Here is a 26518-nt window from a genome sequence, read left to right as displayed (position 1 = left end):
CTCTTGGCGCAAGAAAAATTGCCAAGGGGCCCCATATCATGGGGAGACGGCCATTTTACTTGAGACCAGAGACAGCTTCGGTCAGGGCAAGCCAAGTGAGAGATGGGTCTGAAGCAAAAGGATTTTGCTTTGGTGAATCCTGATCCCGAACTCCCATCAACACACCTCCCGCTGTCAAACGGCCGTCACCTATCGACACAACTCAAAATGCGCGCGAAAGCGCATAATGTAACACCAGCCACGTCAAAAAAACGGAGGCGCGATAAGATGATCCGCCCCCGTTTACCGTGATTACATGACCTTGCCTTGATGTCTTACGCTTGGCCCAGTTTTGCCTCACGCGCCGCACGCAACCGCGCAAAGTCATCACCCGCATGATAGCTTGATCGGGTCAAAGGCGTCGCTGAAACCATCAAGAACCCTTTGCCAAAGGCGGTTGTTTCATAGGCCTTAAATTCGTCAGGCGTCACAAACCGATCAACCACATGGTGTTTGGGGGTGGGCTGCAAGTATTGCCCGATGGTCAGAAAATCGATGTCGGCGGCCCGCATGTCATCCATAACTTGGTTCACGCCTTGGCGATCCTCGCCCAACCCGACCATAATTCCCGATTTTGTGAAAATCGACGGGTCCATTTCCTTGACCCGCTGCAACAAACGCAACGAATGGAAATAGCGCGCACCGGGGCGCACGGTCGGATATAGGCCGGGTACCGTTTCAAGGTTGTGGTTGAACACATCCGGTCTGGCTTCGACGACGATTTCCAAAACAGATGAATCACACTTGAGAAAATCCGGCGTCAGAATTTCGATCGTAGTCTCAGGCGAACGGTGGCGAATGGCGCGGATGGTCTGGGCAAAATGTTCCGCCCCGCCGTCTTCCAAATCGTCCCGATCAACCGAGGTGATGACCACGTGGTTCAAGCCAAGCTTATTAACTGCGTCTGCCACCCGTCCCGGTTCAAACGCATCAAGCGTGTCCGGCTTACCGGTGGCAACATTGCAGAAGGTACAGCCCCGCGTACAAATCTCGCCCATGATCATCATGGTGGCGTGACCTTGGCTCCAGCATTCCCCAGCATTGGGGCAGCTCGCCTCTTCGCACACTGTCGAGAGCTTATTCTCGCGCATAATGCGGCGCGTGGTGTTATACCCTTCGCCCCCTGGGGCCTTGACCCGGATCCAAGATGGCTTCTTTGGCTGGGCATTGTCCGGGCGATGCGCCTTTTCAGGATGCCGTTCGGACGGAATTTTGAGATCACGCACAGTTTTTTCCCCGCGAAGGTTTCACGCTACGTCACTAATACGGACTTGCAGGGGGTTTTTCCAGTGAAGCTTAGCTGAGAAATCAGCGGCGCATCCCCAAATGTAGCGAGTTCCCCCTGCGCCGCTGCAAAATATAGGCAATTAGGCTTGTGTGCAGCGAATTGCCGCCATGCATCGTCAAAGCAATCTCGCAAATGTGCCATATCCCCTTGCGACTCGCGGCACGCTTGGGTACCTCGCTTTTAGAAACATTCCAAACTCTCAAAGGTGCCCGATGAAAGCTGGTTTCACCCTCCCCGACGTAACATTCCACACCCGTGTTCGTGACGAAAGCATTGGCGGCGACAACCCGTTCCGCTGGCAGGACATGACCACCGCAGATTATTTCAAAGGCAAGCGCGTCATCCTGTTCTCGCTACCCGGTGCCTTTACGCCCACATGCTCGACATACCAGCTGCCCGGCTTTGAAAAAGGCGCGGCAGATTTCGCCAAGCACGGCATCGATGACATCTACTGCCTGTCCGTCAACGACAGCTTTGTCATGAACAAATGGGCGCAATCGCAGGATCTGGAAAACGTCAAAGTGATCCCCGATGGCTCCGGTGAATTCTCGCGCAAAATGGGTATGCTTGTTGCCAAGGACAACCTTGGTTTCGGCATGCGCAGCTGGCGCTATGCGGCCATCATCAACGACGGTCAGGTCGAAGCTTGGTTCGAAGAGCCCGGCCTGTCGGACAACCATGGCGAAGACCCTTACGGCGTGTCTTCCCCTGAGAACCTATTGAAGCACCTCGAAGAGAAAGCGTCTTCTGCGGCCTAAGCCACTTAGAACGCACACACAAAAGGCCCGCCATTTTGGCGGGCCTTTTCGGTTTGACGGCTCTTCATTTTGACGTCAGGCCCCTAGCCAACAAGATCACCGCCATGAGCGGAGAGCTCTTCGTAATGGCGACGCAGTCTTTGTAAAGCGATCCGCAAAACCACTTTGCCAGACCGGGCCGCCCAGCCCAAATGCTTTTCAGTCGTTTCCAGCCCCTCAAGGTAACAACAACACCGCAGTGCAACATCGCCCAATCCAGGGCCAAGATCCTTGAGCGCAGCTTGTAGCCGGCCCTGCGCTGCGCTGGTGCCGTTTGCCGGTCCCATATTTTGACTGCCCCCACCAGTCAAAAACTGATCCCAGTTTTGCTCAACACGAGGGCCAATCTGTGCCAGTTCGAAATCTTCACGCAGACGTTCACCGGCAGCCACAAGCGCGTCGGACAAAAACGGTGTGCCATCCTTGTCTTTGCGGCGAGACAGGGCCGTTAGCGGGCTCTCGGCCAGCAAATAACGCCCTTTGCGTACGCGCGGGTCACGCTCCACCTCTTCCAACGCCGCCTCTGCGGCGCGCCCGGTGTCAAATCCGGCTTGCGCCTCGGCAAAACCGCGAACCTTGTTCTCTTGCTCTGCCACCATACGGCTGAGTGCCGCGCGCCCGGTTGCCGTGATCCGGTAACGTGAAATGCGTCCCGGAGCATCACAGGCGATCCAGTCTTGCAACGCCATGGCCTCGGCGATCGGCGCATCAACCACAGCGGTTCGGGTGCTCCCACCTTCGCCGGTATCGCGCACCACCACGGCCTTTTCCATTTCAGCTGCGACCGCCAAGACAGCACCGCTTTCGCACAATCGTCGCAGAACGCGACGCGCTTCACGCGCCAGGGTGGTTTCATCAGGCGGGGTTACGGTCTCTCGGGCAGCGGTCATCAAGTTCTTGTCCTTTCCGACGTCAAGCGCTGCGACATTTGAAACTGCTGACTTGCCTGTGGACGGCTGACCAAGATGGCGTAGAGCCGCATCAACAAGGGGATCGTCGCGCCGTGTTTCGATCCGGCGGACCTGACGCAGAACGGTCGAGGCATGACAGCCCGCCTGACGCGCCAGTTCACGAATTGAACACCCCTTTTCGGTATGCGCAAGATAGACACGCGCCGCGTCCGGCACCCACTTGGGCAACCCCATCACTGCACTGTCCAAATTCGCTTCGCCCATCTCGCGTATTCCCGTTATATTTGCTCGTTTTCCACAGGTTTATCCCCAGAGGGACAAGTCGCAACCTAGGCGTGTGTAGATTACTGCTAGGTTAACAAAGTCGCACAAATGCCATCATTGTGCCCAAAGTATAAACGTTTCTAACCCCTGCGAACGCCAACAACCTGTGCAACGCAACAGCGCACAACTTGTGAGAATGTTTCCTCAGAATCACAGTTATTCGGAGAGCAGAAATGAAAGATATACTTAGCATTCTCAGTGACTTGCGCCGCCCCCGCCTTCTTATTCGGGCCGCACGCATCGGCGCTCAGGACTATCGCCGCAACCCACAACTTCATCGACTTTTAGGATATGGTAACCTTCCACGCCCCGGCGCGGCGCTTATGAGGTTAATGGAAATTGAAGCCGATCTTAACGATCGCCGCTGCGGAAACGATTCGGGATATTCCGTGAGTCGCCATGTGGAAATCTTGGTGGCGATGATGGGCGAAGCCCGCGTCCTGCGCGAAACCCAGGCCAGCTACGACTAAAAACGCCCCCTCTGATACCAGAGAGGACGTGACAGGGCCAGACGGGCGCGCCAGACTTGGCCGCCCGCCGGAAACACAAGACTTTAGGTAAAGCTGTCGGGCATCGACGCTTTCTTATCGGCGACGTATTTTGTCAAAGCCTGATAGATCTCTGGATCCAAAGCTGGTTGCTTGTAGTTGTCCAACAGGTATTTCACCCGTGCACTGGCCAAGGCCACGGTGTCGCGTCCACCTTCCTCTGACCATGTCTCGAACGGTTTGTAGTCAAACAGTTCGGTTTTCCAGAAGGCGTCTTTGAAATTGGCCTGAGTATGTGCGCAGCCAAGGTAATGCCCCCCCGGTCCCACTTCGCGGATCGCATCCATGGCTTGGGCATTGTCATCCATCGGCACGCCCTTGGCGAGACCGTGCAGCGTTCCGAGCTGATCCGCGTCCATGACGAACTTCTCGAAAGACGACACAAGACCGCCCTCAAGCCAGCCACAGGAATGCAGCATAAAGTTGACACCTGACATCAGGCCCATGTTCAACGAGTTGGCGGTCTCATAGGCCGCCTGTGCATCGGGGAGCTTTGAGCCACAGAACGACCCAGCTGAGCGATAGGGCAAGCCCAAACGCCGCGCCAATTGCCCAGCGCCATAGGTCACATGCGACGCCTCTGGGGTGCCAAAGGTCGGCGCACCCGATCCCATGTCGATAGACGACACAAAGGCCCCAAAGATCACCGGCGCACCGGGCCGGATGAGCTGGCTATAGGCGATACCGGCCAAAACCTCGGCCAAGACCTGTGTCAACGTGCCCGCAACCGACACCGGAGCCATCGCGCCGCCAACGATAAACGGCGAAATGATACAGGCTTGGTTGTTCTTGGCATAAACCTCGAGCGCCCCCATCATCACATCATCAAACTGCATGGGCGAGTTGATGTTGATGAGCGATGTCATCACGGTGTTTTCCTGAACGAATTCTTTGCCGAACAGGATTTCACACATCTCGACGCTGTCTTGAGCGCGCTCTGGTGCGGTGACCGAGCCCATGAATGGCTTGTCGGAATAGACCATATGCGACAGCAACATATCGAGATGGCGCTTGTTCACCGGCACATCCGTCGGTTCGCAGACGGTTCCGCCCGAATGGTGCAACCATTTCGACATATAGCCAAGCTTCACGAACTTGTTGAAATCTTCCATTTTGGCATAGCGGCGCCCGCCTTCGGCATCGCGCACAAAGGGCGGCCCATAGACCGGGGCCAGAACAAGGTTGTTGCCCCCCACCACAACCGACTTCTCCGGGTTACGGGCGTGTTGGGTGTATTGGCTTGGCGCTGTGGCACATAGCTTGCGCGCCAATCCGCGCGGTAGACGGACCCGTTCGCCCTGAACATCGGCACCGGCGGCGCGCCACCGCTCAAGCGCGGCGGGGTTGTCGACAAAATTCACACCGATCTCTTCCAGCACCGTTTCGGCGTTGTGTTCGATGATATCCAACGCCTCTTCACTCAACACCTCAAAGTTGGGGATGTTGCGTTCGATGTATTTGGCGGTCTCGATGCTCACTGCGGTGCGTTCTGCCCGGCGGGCTGCGCCGCCACCGCCACGGGTTCGTCTGCGCGCTGGTTCTGCCATGGGTTCGTGTCCGTCCTGAATTTCGCTTGGGGTCCGTGATAGCCGATGCCCAGCGCCTCGCGTCACAGGTTAGCGGCGTTCCAAGTGCAAAAGCGACATTTGGGCCCAGGTAAGGCGACATCCCCATAACGTCTTTGACCCACTAGCCCCCTTCGGGCACCATGCTTGTTCCTGAGGAGGAGACATTTATGGATGCGCAGGATCGCAATGCCCTAACCCCGGCTGAAATCGGCGCGGTGGCGCATTTGTATCGTGGCGAAGTCTATCGCAGTACGATTTGGCGGACCCGGCTCGACACAACCACCAATTGGGCCGTTGTCACCTTGGGCGTGGCCTTGTCGATTAGCTTTGCCTCTCCCGATGCCTCCCCCCTGCCCTTGGTCTTGGTCGGTGTGCTGATCATCCTGTTCTTGATGCTCGAGGCGCGGCGCTATCGGTATTTCAACGTCTGGCGGGCGCGGGCCCGATGGCTTGAGACGCATTTCTACGCCCCCATGCTCTATGATGGTGATCTGCATCTCGAGGAAGACTGGCAGAAGGTTCTGGCCGACGATTATATGAAGCCAACTTACCATGTGTCGACCTTGACGGCGGTGGGGCGACGTATCCGGCGCAACTACCTCTGGATCTTGATTATCCAGTCCCTCGCCTTTGCGGGAAAGCTTACCGTTCACCCCACCGCCGCCACTAGCTTTGACGAAGCGGCGCGGCGGGCCGATATTGGCCCTATCCCCGGAGAGGCCATCATGGGTGTCGGGGTTATCTATCTCCTGACATGGGCCGGTATTGCCTATTGGTCGTGGCAAGAAGACATAGCGCGCGGTGAACAACGCGGAGCCGAGAAGTCAGAGAGTATGGGATAAACCCCAACACAGGCAAATGCTTGGTCCCATAGTAAAAAGGTTGAAGAGTGAGACGGTATGCAAAATAGATATGTTGGCGATATTGGCGACTATGTGAAATTTGGGCTCCTTCGTCGGCTCGTCCCCAATCGCACATTGGGGGTCGCGTGGTATCTACACCCGGATGAAGGGCACAATAGCGACGGCGCGCATATTCGGTATCTCGATCAATCCGAGACATGGCGCTCCTTTGACCCCGGCCTCTTTGACGCCTTGCAGCGTGTTGTTGCGTCAGGCCGATCCTTACGCGCCATCGAGAACAGCGGCCTTTTCGGGGCGCAATTTCATTCTGACCCGTTGATTGCCCCCAAGGACCCGGCGCACAGATCGAGTTTTCGTACCCAATGGTTTGAGACCCTCCAGTCACAGCTGAGCGCCTGCGACCTTGTGTTTGCCGATCCCGACAATGGCATGATTGATGACACACCGGATCGCAGACGGGACCACAAGCTGGCGAAACAAATTCCGATTGGCGAAGTCCGCGCCCTTGCTAAGGATAGAACCGCCATCATCTACCACCACAACACGCGGTTTAAAGGCGGGCATGACGCCGAGGTCGATCACTGGATCGGTGAAATTGACCTCCCGACACTGGCTGTTCGGTCAACGGCCAATAACTGTCGCACCTTCTTTGTGGTTAATCCCGACGAAGAAACCGCCCAGCAGGTTCAATCTTTTTGTCAGGACTGGTCAGGAGCCAAGGTTCACCTACATGGCGACGGGCACAGGAAACAAAAGTTCCGCTCAAACCCTCGTTCCACACGACCTATTTCTCCTAGGACCATTCCCATGACCAACACCACCGAAACCGGCCGCACGCTATCAGAAGAGCTTAACCCCGGCATGGAGGCCGCGCTTGAAGCGCGCTATGGCCATTTGATCCCCGGCATGGCCGAAGGCGTGGTGGATTTCGCCTATGGCCGTCAATACGCCCGCCCCGGTCTTCCTCTACGGGATCGCTATCTTGCTACCATTGCGGCGTTAACGGCCTTGGGCGGGCAAACCGCCCCCCAGCTCAAGGTTAATATCGCCGGAGGCCTCAAAGCCGGGCTTACCCAAGAAGAGATCGCAGAAACCATTTGGCAAATGTCGCTCTATGGGGGCTTTCCCGCCGCCATCAACGCCTTGAACGCCGCGCTCGAGGTGTTTGACGATCACGACAAATCTCCACCCAAGTAAGGTATACCCTCGGTATGGCATGCCAGACTATCGGTGACATCCCATCTCTCTAGGGTAAGGGGCAGACCACGCGCCCTCCTCTTACCCCGGAAAGCCTGTCCCATGTCCCAACTAGTCAAAACCGCCGCACTTGCCTGCGCCACTTTGCTTTTTTGTTCCGAGGCCTATGCCGCCAAGCGGACCCCGATCAGCCGCAGCCAAGCCAACTCGAACCTGTTTGTCTGTGGTCAGGTGCCCACAAGCTTTCCGATAGAAACCCTAAGCTCGACCGGGTGTTGTTTTGAGGATGATCAAAGCGACAAGACCTATTGCACTATGTGCAACAAAGAGACCCATGATTGCGCTGAATACGAGGCACGCGACACATCCCCCCGCGCCCTGCGCAAAGAGATCTTGCAAAACACCAACCCGGCCGTCGCGCCATCGGCCCCCTCCCCGCGCAAGAAGCAAAGTAACGCGCCTTCTATGGGAACAACTAAGAAACCCTGATCAGGGCTTGGGCGTACAAGACAAAACCATAGAGCCAATCGGTATCCGCTTGCGCCGCCGTCTGAAAGGTGGGGGCGATCGCCTGCGACATCCATGTCAATCAATCGGCATTGTTGGTGCCATCGCGGCGCATTGTCCTATGCGTTTGGGTAAGCCGGCAGGACCTTTCCAATACGGACACCTGTCACGCGTGACAGGCAATTTAGCACATCGCCTGCCAACCAATATCGGCTTTGAGCCCATTGTCGCAAATACTGCATGTTGCACGAATGGCGGGTTCCAAAGGTTTGTCGAAACCAATCTCTTGCCTGAGACAACGGCCGCGGTTACGCAAAATTGATGACCAAAGATAGCAATGAAAACGATCATTCCCTTTCGGGAAAACTGACGCCGAGAAAAATGCGGGCAAGGACCCCCAAAAACGAGGTCAAAACGCTTTCAGTGTCTAGCGACACGTTTTTCAACCGAAAGTTGGCTGATGAACTCGCACAATGGCCCAGAATCAAAGAGGTCTTGCTTTGGGGCACAGTGAGCAAGGCGGCATTGCGGCGTCTTTTGACATTGGCGGAAATTCACGAAATCTACGTGATGGAACTGCACAAACACGGCAACCTTTGCGACATTGATCCAACAAGCTCATTGCGGACTTTTAGAAGTGGTTGGACTTCCGCCCGCGATTTGAGAGCAATAGCGCAGCTCCGGCACTTGGAGACGTTGAGCGCTCAAAACTCTATTGTTAGCCCTCAAACTATAGAGATGTTCGTCAAAAGTAGCTCGTTGAAAAATTTAGACCTCGAGGCATCCAACCTTGACGACGACATGGCAAAAGAGTTGGCACAATCTTCTAAGATTGAACAGCTGCATCTTGGCGCAACGCAATTGGGGCCATCTGGTTTACAAGAAATTTGTAAGATGACGCAGTTGCGCGAACTGGATATTTGGGCGCTGGACTTGAACGAGCACGACCTAGACTGTTTGGAAGGGCTCCCGAATCTCGAATACTTGTCGATTGGCGGGCACGATGGCCAAGAGCGGCTGACAACAAAGAATGTGTTGCCAAGACTAGCAAAGCTTTCATCGTTGCGACGAGTTTGGCTTGATGGAATCCCTGTTTCCGAAAGCGAGGCTAATGAACTGAGAGAGCGCTATGAATTTGCCCAGATAACTTTTGCGGCATAGCGGTCATTGGTGCAACCGCAGCGCACGGCCGCTCCTCCCGCAGCCCGTCAATCCAGTTATCAAAAATGCGGTACGATTTGACGAACGGCTGCTCTGGTGAAGTTACGATGTTGGGTAGAACATGCCAGTGCACGGCAGCTCCGGGCCGTTCGCTTCATCTCCTGGCGTTTGGAGGTGGCATCCAGTTTCCGAACCCGTCAGTGGTGACGACCATTGGCTTCAATGTTACTTCCGGCCCGTTCCTGCCTTTGGTTGGACAACCACACGCTGCATTGCAGCTTCACCAAACCTGCCGTTCAACAGATGTCGCAGCATTATTGACAGCCAGAGGGAAGGACTGCGGACAAAACAGCCATTGGTTCCGGTCGCACCAATGTCGGCTATGAGATTGAGTTCTCATCATTGAAACTGAGGCCCGCTGTCGGCGAAGCAGATGAAATATGGTCTTTCCCGATAGACTCCGGCTTGGTTGTCGGCATCTCGTTTCTCTATGTACCCTGCTCGATCTTCGTTTATTGAAACAATTTTTCCGTCAGCGTTTACGTAGGAGTGGTTAGGAACCCTCGCCACCTCGTCGAAGCTATAGCCTTTTGGTACTCGAAAAAATCGAAGGAAAACGTCGAACCATTGGAAAAGACCGAGCTGTCGGTCATCTCAAAAACCTATCCTCTCCAGCTCATCATGGTTTCTTCCCGGATTTGGTTCATAACCTCTGATGGAAGCGCGAAGGGACTTGGTTCGATCGACCAGATATGAGGTGCCCCTAGATTTGTAGACGCTTTGCTTGGTAATTTTGGAAGCAAAGGATGATGCAAATGTCAGGCCAAAAATTCCTCTACCTTGCTTTTCTTCCTCGAACGGGCGCAGTGCTAGATCAACAGTCGGCTTCGCCTGTCGCAAAACCATGCACGGAAAAAGATCCCATCTTTAAAGGTGACCGAACATCAGCATTGCGGTCCATAGTCTGGATCGTCGTGATCCGCGTTCACCTCCAAGTATTTCGTGAGCCTCCGTTGAAAATGACGCTTATTCACGTCACTCCCCCTTGCCAGTAACGAGCCCTGGTGCAAATACTTCAGGCATAAATTGATTATTGCGAGTCTTTGCCATGTCTGTCGCTTTGCTATCCCTGCTGCTGTTCGGAACGTTGGCCTCTTTGGGGATTGGGGGCAGCACAGATGAGGACGCAGCAGATGACCCGCTGACCGAACCCGACGAACTTGATCTGGGCGCCACAATCACCGAATCCACCGATGGTGAAACTGTCTCTGTCGAACTGGGCGAAGGTGAAACCGGCAGCCTGCTGTACGTGAACTACACCGATACCGAGGATCTCGGCACTGGGGCGGGTGAGTATCTTCAGGCGCGGCTATACTTGGTGCCCGAGGGGGTCGAGCTGACCGAAATTAACGGCGGTGACGGCACAATGCGCACGCTGGATGACATGGCAGAGGATCTGGGGTTCAAACTGTTGGGAAGCTGGGAGCAGGGATCTGTTCTGCAGCTAGCAGATGGCGTCACCGTTACCAATATCAATCCTTCACCGGTGGTCGTATCAGACTCTCCGATCGAGGTGATTGATGTCGAAGCCAATACCGATGGCGATGATGTGGTCACCCTGCAGGAGGCCGACCAGGCCCGTGTCTCTACGCTGGACTTGACCCTGACCGAAGAAGAGGACGGCACGCTGACGGTTGAACTGGGACCGGATCAGGATGGCTCTGTGGTCGCGGTTCTTCACGAATCCAATTACCGTCTGCACGGGTATGGTGCCCGGGGCTACGAGGTCGCGCTTCAACTTTACCATGTGCCAGAGGGCGTCACCTTTCCGGACAATCTGGACGCCGTGCCAGACGATGTCGACAATGGCTGGGTTGAAGAATTCTTCCCCGGCGAAGTGACCCTTGGCCATCTGGCGCAGCATTATGGCATGACGTCCCTGGGCAACTGGGATCTTGGTGGGTATGTCGCGAATTATGTCGACGAAGAATTCGAAGACACCCGGATTGCGGCCCCGCTGATCGTCACGGATGTGGACGTCCAAAGTGTCTATGTCAGTGATGCATCATATGACGAGGCACCCGTTATTGCTGCAATCACACCCATCGACAACCCGCAGGACACGCCTTTCGACTTGCCCTTAGCTGGGACGGATGGGGATGACACGCTCGTTGGCGGCCATTTGATCCGCACAGATGGCGGTGCGGGTGAAGACCTAATCCAACTCGACAGAGGCGGCCTAGTCCTGGGAGGAGAGGGCAATGACACGATTGACATCGCAGGATCGGCCCTGATCCGGGGAGGCGCAGGAGACGACGTAATCCGCGCCGAATTCAATGGCGGCAGACCAGATGATTTCCGGGGCGGCGCAGGGGATGATTATATCGTCGTAAACGAAGGAGGCTTTGCCCTTGGCGAAGCAGGTGACGACACGTTGACCGCCAGCACTACAGAGGCAAATGACGGATTTGTGTATCCGGGCCTGTCTGGCGGGGAGGGTGCCGACAGCTTTCAGGTCCTGACGGCTGGACCATTGCCTGACAGCTCGCCAGCAACTCCGTTCTTGCTGGCCCGCATTTACGGCTTTGATCCAGCCGAAGATGTCCTGGTGGTTGACACCTCGCTTGGGATACCTCAGTCTGCAACCTTCGCAGATGAATACCTCACACTGGGGTATACAGGGGACACAACCTTGCAGGTCTACCTACCGGGTCTGGCAAATCTGGACACCACCCAGATCCTCTATCGCGATGTGGTCGGAGAAGTCGAAGCGGCCTTCGCCTAACGGATACAGTATTTCAGAAGATCATTGCCATTCATAGTAAACACCTCTCAATCGCCATCGAACAAATCGAATTTGCATAGTTCACACAAAAGCAGACCTTAAGCCACACCGCCGCATTTAGAAGGTATGGGCTCGAAGCCGACCTCGGATGCGACGCAGCATTCTATGATATGGTGGGATCGTCAACGTCGGGTTGTCGTTGTGGGAGGGCATGGCGGATCGGCGGATCAGTCATGGAAACACCAAACTTACCGGCCATTCGTGCGCTTCACCCGGCTTGGAACAAGGGCCGTATCGTCGGTCAGAAAAGACCCCTGAAGCCAAAGCATGTCTGGGCAATCCGTGTTCGACTTGAACTCGCCGAGAACCATCGAGATCTCGCGCTGTTCAACATGGCGATCGACAGCAAACTGCGCGGATGTGACCTTGTGAAGATGAAAGTCGTCGATGTCATGGCGTCTGGTCAGATCAAAGAACGGGCATCGGTGCTACAAAGCAAGACACAGAAACTTGTGCGATTTGAGATATCCGAAGGCACACGCGCCTCTGTCGAAAAGTGGATGGAAGATGAACTCATGGTCGGCTCGGAGTACCTATGGCTGGGTCGGTTCCATGAACGTCTGCACATCTCGACACGCCAGTACGCCCGGATCGTCTGGGTTTGGGTCACGTCGATCGGTCTGGAGGCCAGCGCAAACGGAACGCATTCGATGCGGAGGACAAAAGTTACACAGATATACAAGAAGACTGGCAACCTGAGGGCGGTCCAGCTGCTACTTGGGCACACCAAAATGGACAGCACCGTCCGGTATCTCGGCGTTGAACTGGAAGATGCCCTTGCGATTGCAGAGGCCATTGAAATATAACAACTTGGGCCGTCTCAACGGACGGCCCTTGCCGGACATTTAACTTGGCAAACGACTGTCGCGATCGCAGCCCGCTTAACCGACATTGGTTATAGCGAGCGGTATCACTAACAGGTTCGACCTGTACAATACTGACTTCGGTCATTGTCGGTCTCCCTTGACGTGTGGTTGGTTGCAAAACCACAGTAGACACCTGAGACCCGGCTATGTTCACCTGCTGCGCTATTTGAGCGCTGCGCAGGCAACAATTGCCTCAAAATCAACGTCTTCCAATGGTGTTACGGCCCAGATTATTTCAGTGGCTTGCTCAAAACATGGTTTGAGACGCGTGGCGCCCGCATCGAAAAGTTCCAGCCAGCAAAGCCGCAGCAAAACAGGTATAGCGACCGTTGCAATCGCACCGTCCGCCACGAAGGGCCGGATCAAAACATCTTTTAAACAATGAAGGATCTGCAAGCCTAGGCTGCAAATGGCTCTGGGCGTGCAACAAAAAGCGGCCCAACACGGCCAACGGCGGGGTCACTCCTGTTATGAAACTGAAAATGGCGACGTTGTTCTACAAGCGGACCCCAAAAAGATGGGGGAGTCCCGCTACAAACCGATCTCCTTTGACTGGGCTACGCCGCTTATCCAGATAGATTGCCGATAGTCCATCCGCGTATCAGCCAAGCGCGACATGGAGACAAGGCAAGTCATCCACCGAGACAATTTCATCTCGGCAGATAAAAGAAGAAGGCCGTCAGTTGTGCTGCCGGCCTTCTCCTAAGATACAGATGTCGTGACGTCCTATAGGATCAGATCGCTGCCATCAATGATGGGCGCGCCGCTAATATCTATCGAGAAGTCCGAGGCCTGGTCACCGTCCAGATCGACATAAAGGCGGCCAATGGCTTCGTTGTAGCGCACCTCACCGGCAGCACCGGTATATGCTGCGCCGACGAAATTCAGCCCGGCGGCAAGCCCCGAAAGGTCGATCTGGTCGATCCCGTCCTCGAAATCGGTGATGGTGTCTCGGTCCGCACCGTGGATGCTTTGGTTGGCGTTGGTCCAGACGAATGTATCCGCGTCCGCTCCGCCGGTTAGGATATCCGTTCCGGTACCAGCGATCATGCGGTCTTCGCCTGTCCCACCACTGATCTGGTCATCGCCGTTGTTGCCAGCCAGGGTGTCGTCACCAGAGCCGCCGATAATCGTGTCGGCCCCGTTTCCACCGCGGATAACGTCATTGTCGCCGCCGCCATCGAGCCGGTCGTCGTCATCTTCACCGCGCAGGTTGTCCCCGCCCGTGCCGCCGAACATCCGATCTGCGCCCGCGCCGCCGGTAGCAACATCATCGCCCGCGTTGCCGGCGATCAGGTCGTCGCCATTGCCACCGGACAATTCGTCATCGCCTTCTCCGCCGCGCAACTCGTCGTCTTCGTTGCCGCCGCTGAGAGTGTCAGCACCGTCATCGCCACGCAGATCATCCGCACCGTTGCCGCCAAATATATGGTCGGCACCCTCACCACCTCGGATATTGTCGTCGCCGTCATTGCCCGCAAGCGTGTCCTCGCCGGTGCCACCGGTCAACACGTCGTTACCTTCACCGCCACGCAACCGGTCGTCATCGGCTCCGCCAGAGATCGTGTCATCACCTGCCAATGCGTCGATTACGTCTGCGTTCTCTGTCCCGGTCAGATCATCATCGCCATTGGTCGGTGCAATGCCCAACACCTCGTTTGCCGTAAATGTCCCGTCCACAAATTCGAGGAATTCGATATTGCTGACAGTATCCGTATCACCGCTGCCATTGCTGACCAAAAGGTTTCCTTGGGAGTCCAGGTCAAAGCTGTAGCTGTCGAACGTGTTGCCAAACCGGGCCGTATCAATCCCGTCACCGCCATTAAGGGTGTCTGACCCGACACCGCCGACCAGCAGGTCATCCCCATCTTCCCCGTTCAGCCTGTCGTCATTTGCGCCCCCATCAAGTGCGTCGTTTCCTTCGCCGCCGTTGAGTTCGTTGCGACCCACATCACCGGTGATATTGTCATTGGACCTGGTGCCGATCACGTTCTCAATAAAGCTGAAGGTGTCGCCTTGCGCCTCGCCGCCGACACTTGCCGTGACGTTGCCTAGGTGGACTGTGATACCCGAAGCAGACCCGGAATAGTCGGCCACATCGACACCAGACCCACCGTTCAACGCATCAGCACCCAGACCGCCGATCAGTGTGTCGCCACCCGCACTTCCATCAATAGTGTCGTTGCCTGCGCGCCCAAACAACAGGTCATCGCCGTCGCTGCCGTCAAGACTGTCCTGACCGTCGCCGCCATCGACACTGTCATCGCCGAAGCCGCCTGAAATCTCATCGTCTCCGACCCCGCCGTCGATGTCATCATCGCCGGCATCCCCCTGTATGGTGTCGTCGCCGCCACCACCGCCAAGTAGGTCGTTCCCGCTGCCGCCAAAGATCAGTTCACCACCAACACCGCCAGTTACGCTGTCATCGCCAGCCCCCCCAGAGAGGTCGCTCTGTCCGCTGCCGCCAAGGATAGTGTCATTGCCGTCGCCGCCGGACACCGTGTTGTTACCGTCGTCCGTGGCGATGAGAGAATCGTTCCCGGATTCTCCGCGCAGCTCGTCGTCTCCATCATTGCCAAAGAGAGAATCGTCTCCGGATCCCCCCGAAACAACGTCGTCCCCTTCGTCCCCGAAAATCGCGTCATCGCCACTATCACCGGTGAGGGTGTCTTGTCCGGTACCACCCCGCACAACGTCGTCATCGGCGCCGCCTGAAAGGTCGTCATCGCCGTCATTACCGTCAATCGTATCACGGCCTTCACCGCCGGACGCGCCGTCGTTCCCAAGGCCACCGCTGATCAGGTCATCGCCGCGATCCCCAGCGAGGTCATCGTCTCCTGCGTCACCATTGATCGTGTCCTCGCCATTGCCGCCTTCGATGGTGTCAAGGCCATTGCCGCCGCTCAAAAGGTCGTCGTCTTCCTTGGCTGAATCGGCAAAATCGTTGCTGCCGCCGATTATATGGTCATCACCACCCTCGCCGTTGATGATGTCGTTGCCTTCACCGCCTAGCAGCTGGTCGCCGGTCCCGGCACCTATGATTGAATCGTTGCCCTCTTGGCCATCTATGACGGTGAGGCCCGCCGTCACAATTGCCTGACCTACCTCTGCAAGCCCGGCAAAGATCGTATCATCACCTGCACCGCCCCTAATAGTGTCACCGCCGCCTCCCCCTTCGATCACGTTGGCCTGGTCATCACCGGTCAGACTGTCCGACGCTGAGCTGCCCCGAAGGTTTTCAAATCCTGAAAAGACATCGACTTCGGCATCATCATTGCTGGCTTCGCCGGTGGAAAGATTGGCCGTAATCCCGAAATCAGCGTCTCCAAAAAAGCTGAGTGTGTCATTGCCTGCGCCGCCGTCGATGCTGTCTTCGCCGCCCCGGCCATTGATCACATCATCCCCGTCACCGCCCAGGATGGTATTTGCGCCGCCATCACCAGACAGACGGTCGCCAAAGGCCGACCCGATGATGTTTTCGAAGTTTGTGTAAACGTCGTTGCCCAGAGCGTCCCCGGTTGCGCTGTTCACATTCAGGTCAACGTCCACGGCAGCCGCACTGGCCGCAAAGGAAATTGTGTCCACGCCGTTTCGACCATCGATGTCGTCGTCGCCGCTGGAGGCAATCACCAGATCGTCGCCAACCGTTGCGTTGAACGTGTCATTCCCATCTGTCCCTTCGAATGTCCTGTCGGACTCAAACGCAAAGGTCGAGGTGAAGACATTGCCATTTCCATCGGTGGCCGACACGGCAATCAGGCCGTCCTCCAGAAGTGCCAGAGAGACTTCCGAGAAGATCGACCCCTGTAGGATCTCAATTTCATTGCCTACGGTGACACCGCTGTCGTCGCGGCGCCGCATTTGCAGCCCGTCTTCGCGATCATCGACGTAGACGATTATATACCCGCCGGTAGGAAGGCCTATCATTTGTGGGTCGGAGTTTCTATCCGACGCGTTGCCAGTCTCGGTGACTCCGGAAAAACCACCAACTGTGCCACCGTTCGCGTTGTAGGTGCGCGTGTATACGTCTTGGTCGCTATCGGATGACCGAAAGGCGATAACGAAGCCACCATTGGCAAGGGCCGTAACATCCGGGTCGGACATGGATCCGCCATTTGTCGAATGTACAAAGGTGTTCACCACGGTGCCGTCGGGTGCGGTGATCACAACATCCCAGCTTCTGCTTCCGCCATTTCCGTCATCGTCAAGGACGACGACGGTGTTGCCGTTTGCCAGTCGTGCACTGACAAGATCCGCATCAGATTCACCGCCGGTCGAAAAGATGGTGTTTGTCGCGCTGAAGATGCCACCGGCGACATCGCGGTGTTCAACGATTCTGACGGTGCCGCCGACCGTTTCCGTAAAGTGCAGCGTCAAATTTTCAAGGCTGTCTCCCGTCAATCTGGGCTCTCGGAGCGTTGCACCAGCGGTCACAATGTTTTGGGTCAGCGCAGGGTCTGCAGTAGCAACGCCATCGGAAATCGTGATGGACTGAACCTGAATCTCGCCACCATTTTCGAAGGCCAGCGCGATCTGATTATTCTCGAGCGCCGTGATGGAGAAGTCGATACCGCCGCCCGACGCACTCGAGGCCAGCGTGATCTCATCGCCGATCAGGTTGCCGAGTTCGTCAACATTCCGGGCCACAAGATTCGAACCGTTTGTGTCGCCGCTTACGGAGTAGACGATGATGTAAGTGCCATCGCTCAGCATGACGCTTTCCAGCGCGCTGGCATTGGCCGTTGTGGTGTTGATGTTCTGGAAGCCGGTGACCGTGGTCGGTGTTGTCGTAGTCATGTCTCTTCTCCTTTACGCCCCCATAGAGGGCGTTTTCCAAGCGGCCGGACGCACGAAGCAAAACGCGCGTGTTCCGTGGCCATTCCTATGCTTTTGCGCGAGACAAACCTGTCGCGCGCATGTGTCCGAGGAGTTGGTTAGTGGGTATCTGAGACCCCGCCTATCACCTGAAAAGGTGATAGCGTGACAGACGTAGGCTCCTTATCGGTCAGACTATTGTCGATAGCCACAACTCACATCCGGTCATCGGATTTAGGGCAATGATACGTTTGCAAATTTCAGACGCGCGGACTGTATTGGCAGGACATTAAGGTACAGAACTGGTAGGGTGCTGAGCATCAAGAAGGAGAGTTGATGATCCGTGTCGCTGTTATAGAAGACGATCCCGTCATGCGTGGCATCCTGTGCGATGCCATTGATGCCAGTGGTGACATGCGCCTGGCGGGCAAGGTTGACAATGTGGCCGCAGCATCCATCATGATTGACGCTGGGGGATACGACGTTCTGCTGTGTGATCTTGGCCTGCCCGATGGCAGCGGCATTGATCTGATCCGGCGAGAGTCACAAACAGGGCGCGACACCGATATTCTTGTGATCACAATGTTCGCCAATCAAAAGAACGTACTGAATGCGGTGCGCGCCGGGGCGCGGGGATACCTGCTCAAAGATGAGCGGATCGAAGACTGCATCGAGGCCATTCGTAACATTCGCAAGGGCGGCTCACCCATCAGTCCGATCATTGCGCGCCAGCTTCTGAAACAGATCCCGCCTGACCGGCCCGACGACACGCCACCATTGGCGGCCCCCTTGACGGAACGGGAATACGAAGTCTTGAACCTTTTGTCGCGCGGCTTGTCGAATTCCGACTGTGCAGGCGTGTTGAAGATTTCCAGCAATACGGTTGGCACGCATATCAAAAACATCTATCGCAAACTCGAAGTGAACAACCGTACCGAGGCCCTATTTGAGGCGTCTTCCAAAGGTCTTCTGTCAAATCGTTAGCGCGGGCGCACGAACTAGCATGAAAACAACCCTGCTCTTTTTGTGCCTGAGCGCCTGCTGGGTTGGCATCGCCCTAGCGCAAACTGCCAGCCGCACCCAGGTCCCCGCATTTTCAAACGGAGACGTGATCGAGTTTCTGGACGGGGAATACGTGATCACGGCCGGCATGGATTTGCCCTTGACCCAGTGGGAACCTGACACCAATCCCAACATGAACCGTGACAATAGGGCCGGGCAACGTCCTGGTGACTACCATACGATGGGCGGCCGCTTTTATGTCGAGCGGGCGGATATTGGCCCCGGCCCGACTGCAATTTACGTCATTGGGATGCGGGGAAATTTCTCTGTCTCGGTCAACGGAACCGACATATTTCGGAACTATGCCGAAACCAGCGACCAGATGAACCCCTGGTATCGTCCCTTCCTGATCCCCGTGTCCGACAGCATTCTAACACCTGGTCTAAACGAAATTCTGGTCCATTCGTTGTCCCGAAAGTCGGTTGGAATTGGACGGGTGCTAATTGGGTCGAATAGCACCTTGGTGACGCACTACAAATCCCGATACTTCTGGCACATGACAGCACCCATAGCCGCAAGTTTTGCGATGCTTGCGGTTTCTTTTTTGGTGTTTGCACTTTGGTTCGCCCGCAAGAACGAAATGGAACTGTTGTGGCTCTCGCTCTCGGGCGTACTTTGGTTTGTGCGCAACCATCAGTACTATTCCGATGCAATCCCATATAACTACTCTCTGCACGCAATTGTGTCTGTTCATTCGACCTATTTCGCGATGGCAGCAACAGCCGCGTTTTACCTTTGCTACATTAAATTCCCCTATCGCAACCGGATCATTGCAGGCATGTTCCTGTTGGGCGCAGTTGTCACCTGTACCAAGGTTATTTTTGCGCTGAGCAGCACCTACGTGTATATTGCGACCACGATTATCCTATGCATGGTCGCGATTGTCGCGTCATTTGACATATACCGTCATCGCAATCTTGAACGCGGGGCACTTGGTTTTGGCCTGCTCTTGATGCCTTTCGCAAGCATTCATGACGTCGTGATGCTTTTGCGTTATGGTGGCGACGGCCACGCGACGTATTATGCTGTCTTTTGCGGTCCGGTCTATATTGCAATTTTTCTGGTGTCTTTTGGCAAGCGGGTTCTTGAGGCATTCGAAGACTTGGGAAGATCGAAATCGGTGCTTGAGCAAAGCGTTGCAGACACCCGGGCTGAACTTATGGCAAGTGAGGCGATGCGGCGCGAACTGCTTGTGGATCAGGCATTAACCAGCGAACGCGCCCGCTTGATGCAAGAGATGCACGACGGCATCGGGTCCAATCTGACAACCGCTTTGGCGGTCGCCCGACAACAAGACCAATCCAACACGACAATCGACGTTTTAAAACGGGCCCTGGGGGACCTCAAACTCACGGTGGATTCCCTTGAACCGATTGAGGGTGACCTCGTCGCGCTTATCGGCAATCTGCGCCACCGTATGGCCCGAGACCTTGCTGATGCCGGAATCACATGCAAATGGGAGGTTGAAGACTGCAGACCTCTGACATGGCTTGACGCAACCAATGCATTGCATGTCTTGCGCATCCACAACGAGGCGATCAGCAATATTCTCGCCCATTCAAATGCGACCGAGATGCGAATTGGTTGCTACGAAAGCAAACACAACGGTGTCGAAGGCATCTCCACCTTTGTCGCCGACAATGGCGATGGCTTCGAAGTCGAACAGGCGAACAAGGGAAAGGGTCTGAACAACATCAGATCACGCGCGCATTCCCTTCATGGCGCATTCTTCTGCCATGCCCAACCTGGCAGCGGTACGACTGTACGTTTGTGGTTCCCATATGTACGAACGGATGCCCATCCTCACGAGGCTGGAAACTAATCGTCGTTCCGATTTGCCTGCCGAGAGATCTTCCAAACATAGAATATCGTTAAACGCCTCCCCGCCTCTAATCGGTGGCGAGCCCCCATCGAGTGGTCCGATTTGTTTGACAATGCATCGTCGGCCTCTGGTACATTGGAACGATGCTTTCGGGCGCAGGAGCATGCCAATCTGCCAATGCATTCTCACGATTGTCCTTAAAATGAAGAGGATTGTGTGTCTCAAGTAGGACTTGTTGCACAAGCCGGGGTGTGCGCGGACTTCCCCTTTCCCGGACAGACTTGCCCTTTGGGCTCTGTGACGGGGATGCTATGAGCGGTGTTGCAATTGAGCACCACGACGCGGACCGAGATTTCCGCGACCTGCCGGTCAAAGTTTCTGGGCATCAGGGGGGACCAAGACGTTTGATGCAGTTCATCCGCTGACCGGCAGGGCATTGTAAAGCAATGTCCCGATAGGTTTTCAACGCGGCTTCGGCGGCGGTATCCGCTCCATCGTCGCCAGATGGCCCGGCCCAGAGATCGCGACGCATTGCCGGCTTCGATCCGGGCGATAGCACCTGTGCTCGTGGGTTTCCACGACTTGGCATTCTTGCGCGGGGGGATAACGGCATGAGCGATGCGACTGGCACTGGCGTCGTGACATTTGCGAGTGTCATAAGCCCGCCGGCTGTGACCGATCCGATGTCCTGGTCAGGCGCAATTTGGTTAAGCAACTCCGGTAACATGGCGGGAAGTGGACAAGCGGCGTTACAAACGACGCAACAGGATCGAGGTCATGTTCGGTAGGCTGAAGGACTGGCGGCAAGTTGCGACGCGCGACGACCGCGGCCCCAAGGTCTTCCTCTCAGCCATCGCACTCGCCGCTCTCGTTGTTTCCTCGCTATGAGTCCTGACTTTAGCTGTTCCGGGCTCCTTTCAATGGCTGAGCGTGCCGTCAGGGATGACGGGAGGTGTTTTGGGCCGGGCTATGATCGTGCATTAGATACTTGTGTCCGAGCGACCAGTTCGTTGGCTCGATCTGATGACGAACGTTTCTTCTTTTAAAATGGGGTGTGCCTAAATTTTTCAATTTGGGTAGTTTTGTGCGTTGGGTTCGTCAGTCCGGACATTGACGTATGTGCAATGGAAGGCCGTTTTGTCCGCTCAGCCGACATTTGAGAAGTCGCATTCCAATACCCGCAACGCCGCGCCCGTCATTGCCTTTGTAGCCGTTGTAAAACTGTGACCCAAGCTGCGTATGCCTTTTCCTATTCTTGCCTTGTGGGAAGATGTGAAGTCACCAAACCCTTCTGACAGAATGCGCCGGTTTATGGGCATTTTGCTCTTTCTTAACTCGCTTCTCCCGACAAGATCGCGCGCGTGGCATCCTCCGGTGGCGGCTGTGGTGAAAACACTATCAGCTGCCCAAGCTTGCTTGCTTGCTGGCGACAGAGGCCCTCCTCCCAACCCCATGCTTCGCAGCCTGTCGATTTATGCGTTTCTTGGCTTTCTGAACCTTGCCGGAAACCTCTGCGATTGGAGTGTTCCAACATCGCTGTAGATCTCGGCGACGCCATCCGAACAATTTGAATGCAAAGTCACACCTTTCTTTCGGGCGGCGGTGATAAACGTGGCTCGCCAAAACACTGGGTTCTCCAATTCAATGGGTCCTACCCTTTTCAGATCAAATAGAACTTTTTCAAAGGGGAGTGGTCTGTCCGCCGTTGTCAAATGGGCCAGTGCGCGTCACATAAGGGTTAGGATCAACGGGGGAAAGTTATGGCACATGATCAGTCTTGCGGTTCGGGTTGTGGCTGTGACCATCATGGTGACAAGGGGCCGCGCCCCAAAGTTGCTCAAACTCCGCCCCCATGGCGGCCCGCACAACGACTCCGCGTTCTGAGCATCGCCATCATACGCCGCGGTGATCACATCCTTGCTGGTCCGGTTTATGACGATAACGGCCAAATCAAAGGTTGGCGCCCGCTTGGCGGCGGCATCGAATTTGGCGAACGCGCCATTGATGCGCTTGCTCGCGAACTCCAAGAAGAAACCGGCCAAGAAATCACCGACATTCACCACATCGGGGTCATGGAAAACCTCTTTACCCATCACGGTGAGACCGGCCATGAAATTGTGATGATCTACGCGGCGCGTTTTGCCAATCCCGACATTTACAAAGCCGACCTCGTGGCCTTTGCCGAACAAGACGGCATCGAACTGCACGCCAAATGGATCTCCCTGCCCAAAGCCTTGGCTGGACGCACGCAATTGTACCCAACTGGCTTGGCCGAGCGTCTTCTTGCCAAGTAGAACGGGCAAAGCTGAGATCGCCCAAGGTTTGCCCTACCGCAATCGGTGGCCGTCTTTGCGCGATCATTCCATTGGTTGCCGTTAAAACACAGGAAAATTTCGTACTTTTATGCGCCCGTTTTTATTCCATCTCGTCCCTGATAAGCCGCAAGAAATTGTTCATATTATCAAGGTGTTTTCCGGATGAAACCTCAGATTGCAACCGCAGCCGCAACCGTTTTGACGGCCACCTTTCTGGCAACGACTGCGGTGGCAGGCGAATTCTCCGGGGACACACAAAATACGACCGCCATAGCACCTAGCACGGATTGGAGTGGTTTTTATGGCGGTCTCATTTTCGCAAAAAACACAGGGTATCATTCGGCTGGATTGAAGATTGCGCCATCCATTCGGTTTCCCTCAGGCGACGGCAGTTGGTCCGGTTCGGGCGTTGGCCTCGTTATTGGTCATAACTGGCAACGCGAAAAACTGATCTACGGAATTGAACTGGCCATTTCCAATCAAGATGTTTCAGGCAAAGCGAGCTGCCTCGAGAATCCTAATATTTCTTTGGAGTGCGAAGCTGCGATAGAAAAACAAGCCTCGTTACGCGCAAGGCTAGGCATCTTGACTGGCCCCAAAACCTTGGCATTTACAACTCTGGGCATTGTCCAAGCAGATGTATCCACCGGCCTGATATACGATCCCGCTGCAATCCGCGCCACTGGGTTTCCAGAAACGATTTTTAACCTGAAAGGCAGCGAAACATTTACCGGCGGCGTCTATGGCATCGGTGTAGAACACGCTTTTTCACCAAAATTCTCGCTCCGGGGAAGCATTCTGACATACGACTTCCAGGAAAGGGACACAAAATTGAAATCCGATTTTACGCAGCTCGGGCTGAGTGACTTCAAAATCGGTCTGCACTCAATTGAGCTAACGACAATCCTTCGCTTCTAGCGCGGAAAAAAAAGGGCTGTTTGTCTCTTGGACAAGCTCTCACCAGCCAGCCTTCTATATTGCACTTCTGGTCGTTGCTGCCTATTAGGACGCATGACCAGCACCTCAAAATCCTCCGGGCATGACCGCCTCTTAATCATCGACTTTGGCTCTCAGGTGACGCAGTTGATTGCGCGCCGCCTGCGTGAGTTGAACGTCTATTGCGAAATCCACCCCTATCAGGCCGTGACCATGGATATGGTCCACGAGATGTCGCCCAAGGCGATCATCTTTTCCGGTGGCCCAGATAGCGTCACCCGCGACGGCAGCCCGCGTGCCCCGCAGGAAATTTTTGACCTCGGCGTACCGATCCTTGGCATCTGTTATGGCCAGCAGGTCATGATGCATCAGCTCGGCGGCAAGGTCGAAAGCGGCCAAGGCACCGCCGAATTTGGCCGCGCCTATGTGACCCCATCGGTGAAATCGCTTCCGCTTCTCGACGGTTGGTTCCAATCCGATCAGGATCGCGAACAGGTCTGGATGAGCCATGGCGACCACGTCAGCGAGTTGGCCTCCGGCTTTGAGGTCTACGGCACCTCGCCCAACGCCCCTTATGCGATCACCGCTGATGTGGCGCGCAACTTCTATGCCGTGCAATTCCACCCCGAGGTACATCACACCCCCAACGGGGCCAAACTGTACGAAAACTTCGTCAAATTGGCTGGATTCGCGGGCGATTGGACCATGGGTGCCTACCGCGAAGAGATGATCGGCAAGCTCAAGGAACAGGTTGGCGACAAAAAAGTTATCTGTGCCCTTTCTGGCGGTGTTGATAGCTCGGTCGCCGCGGCGCTCCTGCACGAAGCCATTGGTGATCAGCTGACCTGTGTGTTTGTTGACCACGGGTTGCTGCGCAAGGATGAGGCCAAAGAAGTCGTTGGCATGTTCCGCGACAACATGAACCTGTCCGTCATTCATGCCGATGAAAGCGATCTGTTCTTGGGTGAGTTGGACGGTCAGTCCGACCCCGAAACCAAGCGCAAAATCATTGGCAAGCTGTTCATTGACGTCTTCCAGAAATACGCCGATGAAATCGACGGGGCCGAGTTCCTTGCCCAAGGGACGCTTTACCCCGATGTGATTGAATCGGTCTCCTTTTCCGGTGGTCCGTCGGTGACAATCAAATCGCACCACAATGTGGGTGGCCTGCCTGAGAAGATGGGACTGAAACTGGTCGAGCCGCTGCGCGAGCTGTTCAAGGACGAGGTCCGCGCCTTGGGTCACGAACTTGGCCTGCCCGCGTCCTTTATCGGTCGCCACCCCTTCCCTGGACCGGGCCTTGCCATTCGTTGCCCCGGTGAAATCACCCGCGAAAAGCTTGAAATCCTGCGCGAGGCGGATGCGATCTATATCGACCAGATCCGCAAGCACGGGCTTTATGATGACATCTGGCAAGCCTTCGTTGCCATCCTGCCGGTGCGCACCGTCGGTGTGATGGGCGATGGCCGCACCTATGACTACGCCTGTGCCCTGCGTGCAGTAACAAGTGTCGACGGTATGACGGCGGATTACTATCCGTTTAGCCACGAGTTCCTTGGTGAGACCGCGACTCGGATCATCAATGAGGTCAAAGGCATCAACCGCTGCACCTATGACATCACCTCCAAGCCTCCGGGCACGATTGAGTGGGAATAAGTCGCGTCATAATCAGGCTGGGCCTTATCGGGTCCGGCCTTTTTCTTGCGACATTTGCGGCAGTGTCGGTTTGGACCTTTGGTGATTTTTGGACCGATGAAAAGGACGTGCCATCAAGCGATATGATTGTCTGCCTCGGTGCGGGCGTCAGCGCCAGCGGGAACTTGGGCCGGTTTTCAATCCAACGCGCCGAAACGTGTGCCCGACTGTATGTGCATGGCAAGGCCTCCAAAATAATCTTTACCGGTGCTGGTCCCAAAGGACAGCCCGACGCCGCAACATTGATGGCGCTTGTCGCTCGTGAAAACGGTGTCCCCGACGGTGCCATCCTCATCGAACCAAAGGCCTATTCCACCCTTCAAAACGCCATGTTCTCAATGCCTTTGGCCCCGCGCGCGCAATCTATTCTCTTGGTCACAGACAGCTTCCATCTCCCCAGAAGTTGGATGTCGTTTCATTGGCTCGGCACACCAACCCTCACGCTGGTTCCAAGCCGATCACACATTCCAGAGCAACAGGCTATGCCCGGCATCCCTATGCTCATGCGTGAAACTCTGGCGATATGGTTCAACGCAGTACGGCTTCCTATATTTTGGATCGCATCTCATCTTAACGTTCCACATGCTGTGGTTATTTTACACTAGGAGCAAATCCATGACTGTCACCCTAGAGGGATACATCCAAGTGCCAAAGGAGCGTTTGGACGATGTTCGGACCGCCTTGGTTGAACACATCGAATTGACCCGCGCCGAACCCGGCTGTCTACGATTTGAGGTTGTCGCCTCGCAAACCGAGCCGGGCCGGTTTGACGTATCCGAAGAATTCGAGGACAAAGCCGCCTTTGAAACCCATCAGGCGCGCGTAAAGTCCTCTGATTGGGGGCGCATCACCCAAGGTATCCCGCGCGACTACAAAATTCGCGGTCTTTAGCGCCAAATTCATAACGATCTTGCAGATTATGAATTTGCCTATAGGCGCAGGATGTGAAAAACCGCGCC

20 protein-coding genes and 2 pseudogenes are annotated in these 26518 nt (G+C 55.5%); 16 read left to right on the top strand and 6 right to left on the bottom strand.

The window, feature by feature from the left end; genetic code table 11:
* Positions 1-314: 314 nt before the first annotated feature.
* Positions 315-1265 (bottom strand): lipoyl synthase, encoded by a 951-nt coding sequence (gene lipA, locus AC5EFR_RS06660; protein WP_493575095.1) that lies wholly within the window; start codon positions 1263-1265, stop codon positions 315-317.
* 274 nt (positions 1266-1539) lie between these two features.
* Between lipA and AC5EFR_RS06655 the strand changes: the two genes are divergently transcribed.
* Positions 1540-2085 (top strand): peroxiredoxin, encoded by a 546-nt coding sequence (locus tag AC5EFR_RS06655; RefSeq protein ID WP_493575094.1) that lies wholly within the window; start codon positions 1540-1542, stop codon positions 2083-2085.
* An 83-nt stretch (positions 2086-2168) separates the two neighbouring features.
* Here AC5EFR_RS06655 and AC5EFR_RS06650 read toward each other — a convergent pair whose 3' ends face one another.
* Positions 2169-3299: a DUF6456 domain-containing protein gene (locus tag AC5EFR_RS06650; protein ID WP_493575093.1), complete on the bottom strand. Its 1131-nt coding sequence runs from the start codon at positions 3297-3299 to the stop codon at positions 2169-2171.
* A 233-nt stretch (positions 3300-3532) separates the two neighbouring features.
* On the opposite strand from AC5EFR_RS06650, the gene AC5EFR_RS06645 reads away from it, so the two are divergent.
* Entirely contained in the window at positions 3533-3829 is a 297-nt protein-coding gene (locus tag AC5EFR_RS06645) for a DUF6477 family protein (protein ID WP_299924695.1), read from the top strand.
* 83 nt (positions 3830-3912) lie between these two features.
* On the opposite strand, the gene AC5EFR_RS06640 is transcribed toward AC5EFR_RS06645, so the two are convergent.
* Positions 3913-5454 carry a trimethylamine methyltransferase family protein gene (locus AC5EFR_RS06640; protein WP_493575092.1) on the bottom strand — a complete coding sequence of 514 codons (1542 nt, stop codon included), beginning with the start codon at positions 5452-5454 and terminating at the stop codon, positions 3913-3915.
* A 161-nt stretch (positions 5455-5615) separates the two neighbouring features.
* On the opposite strand from AC5EFR_RS06640, the gene AC5EFR_RS06635 reads away from it, so the two are divergent.
* The 6 genes from AC5EFR_RS06635 to AC5EFR_RS06610 all read left to right on the top strand — a co-directional run bounded on the left by AC5EFR_RS06635 (position 5616) and on the right by AC5EFR_RS06610 (position 12854).
* Complete coding sequence (locus AC5EFR_RS06635; RefSeq protein WP_493575091.1) at positions 5616-6317, top strand: DUF2270 domain-containing protein; 702 nt, start codon at positions 5616-5618, stop codon at positions 6315-6317.
* A 57-nt stretch (positions 6318-6374) separates the two neighbouring features.
* Entirely contained in the window at positions 6375-7535 is a 1161-nt protein-coding gene (locus tag AC5EFR_RS06630) for a carboxymuconolactone decarboxylase family protein (protein WP_493575090.1), read from the top strand.
* A gap of 102 nt (positions 7536-7637) precedes the next feature.
* Positions 7638-8024, top strand: a complete 387-nt coding sequence (locus AC5EFR_RS06625; RefSeq protein ID WP_493575089.1) for a hypothetical protein — start codon at positions 7638-7640, stop codon at positions 8022-8024.
* Positions 8025-8363: 339 nt separating this feature from the next.
* Positions 8364-9203 carry a hypothetical protein gene (locus tag AC5EFR_RS06620; protein WP_493575088.1) on the top strand — a complete coding sequence of 280 codons (840 nt, stop codon included), beginning with the start codon at positions 8364-8366 and terminating at the stop codon, positions 9201-9203.
* A 1108-nt stretch (positions 9204-10311) separates the two neighbouring features.
* On the top strand, positions 10312-11988 hold the full coding sequence (locus tag AC5EFR_RS06615; RefSeq protein WP_493575087.1) for a hypothetical protein: 1677 nt from the start codon (positions 10312-10314) through the stop codon (positions 11986-11988).
* A 233-nt stretch (positions 11989-12221) separates the two neighbouring features.
* Complete coding sequence (locus AC5EFR_RS06610; RefSeq protein WP_493575086.1) at positions 12222-12854, top strand: tyrosine-type recombinase/integrase; 633 nt, start codon at positions 12222-12224, stop codon at positions 12852-12854.
* 222 nt (positions 12855-13076) lie between these two features.
* On the opposite strand, the gene AC5EFR_RS06605 is transcribed toward AC5EFR_RS06610, so the two are convergent.
* Positions 13077-13310: a hypothetical protein gene (locus AC5EFR_RS06605; RefSeq protein ID WP_493575085.1), complete on the bottom strand. Its 234-nt coding sequence runs from the start codon at positions 13308-13310 to the stop codon at positions 13077-13079.
* A gap of 330 nt (positions 13311-13640) precedes the next feature.
* The gene (locus tag AC5EFR_RS06600) at positions 13641-17711 is read right to left on the bottom strand and encodes a beta strand repeat-containing protein (protein WP_493575084.1); all 4071 of its coding nucleotides are present in this window, start codon (positions 17709-17711) and stop codon (positions 13641-13643) included.
* Between the two features lie 354 nt (positions 17712-18065).
* On the opposite strand from AC5EFR_RS06600, the gene AC5EFR_RS06595 reads away from it, so the two are divergent.
* Together AC5EFR_RS06595 and AC5EFR_RS06590 are read left to right on the top strand one after the other, a co-directional pair.
* The gene (locus AC5EFR_RS06595; protein WP_493575083.1) at positions 18066-18713 is read left to right on the top strand and encodes a response regulator; all 648 of its coding nucleotides are present in this window, start codon (positions 18066-18068) and stop codon (positions 18711-18713) included.
* 19 nt (positions 18714-18732) lie between these two features.
* A complete protein-coding gene (locus AC5EFR_RS06590) occupies positions 18733-20613 on the top strand; it encodes a sensor histidine kinase (RefSeq protein WP_493575082.1) in 1881 nt (626 codons plus the stop codon).
* A 221-nt stretch (positions 20614-20834) separates the two neighbouring features.
* On the opposite strand, the pseudogene AC5EFR_RS06585 reads toward AC5EFR_RS06590, so the two are convergent.
* Positions 20835-21340, bottom strand: a pseudogene (locus AC5EFR_RS06585) (transposase); the annotation flags it as partial.
* Between the two features lie 11 nt (positions 21341-21351).
* Here AC5EFR_RS06585 and AC5EFR_RS06580 point away from each other — a divergent pair.
* From AC5EFR_RS06580 to AC5EFR_RS06555, 6 genes and pseudogenes are all read left to right on the top strand, one after another.
* Positions 21352-21501 (top strand): annotated as a pseudogene (locus AC5EFR_RS06580) (transposase); the annotation flags it as partial.
* 872 nt (positions 21502-22373) lie between these two features.
* Positions 22374-22907: an NUDIX hydrolase gene (locus AC5EFR_RS06575; RefSeq protein WP_493575081.1), complete on the top strand. Its 534-nt coding sequence runs from the start codon at positions 22374-22376 to the stop codon at positions 22905-22907.
* Positions 22908-23090: 183 nt separating this feature from the next.
* Entirely contained in the window at positions 23091-23846 is a 756-nt protein-coding gene (locus tag AC5EFR_RS06570; protein WP_493575080.1) for an outer membrane protein, read from the top strand.
* Positions 23847-23939: 93 nt separating this feature from the next.
* A complete protein-coding gene (guaA, locus tag AC5EFR_RS06565; protein ID WP_493575079.1) occupies positions 23940-25520 on the top strand; it encodes a glutamine-hydrolyzing GMP synthase in 1581 nt (526 codons plus the stop codon).
* A 62-nt stretch (positions 25521-25582) separates the two neighbouring features.
* Complete coding sequence (locus AC5EFR_RS06560) at positions 25583-26164, top strand: YdcF family protein (protein ID WP_493575078.1); 582 nt, start codon at positions 25583-25585, stop codon at positions 26162-26164.
* A 10-nt stretch (positions 26165-26174) separates the two neighbouring features.
* Positions 26175-26450 (top strand): putative quinol monooxygenase, encoded by a 276-nt coding sequence (locus tag AC5EFR_RS06555; protein WP_493575077.1) that lies wholly within the window; start codon positions 26175-26177, stop codon positions 26448-26450.
* The last annotated feature ends 68 nt before the right edge of the window (positions 26451-26518 follow it).

It is taken from the genome of Pelagimonas sp. (genome assembly GCF_058892305.1).
The sequence above is the reverse complement of the archived record's forward strand: the minus strand, read 5'-3'. Positions and strand labels throughout refer to the sequence as shown.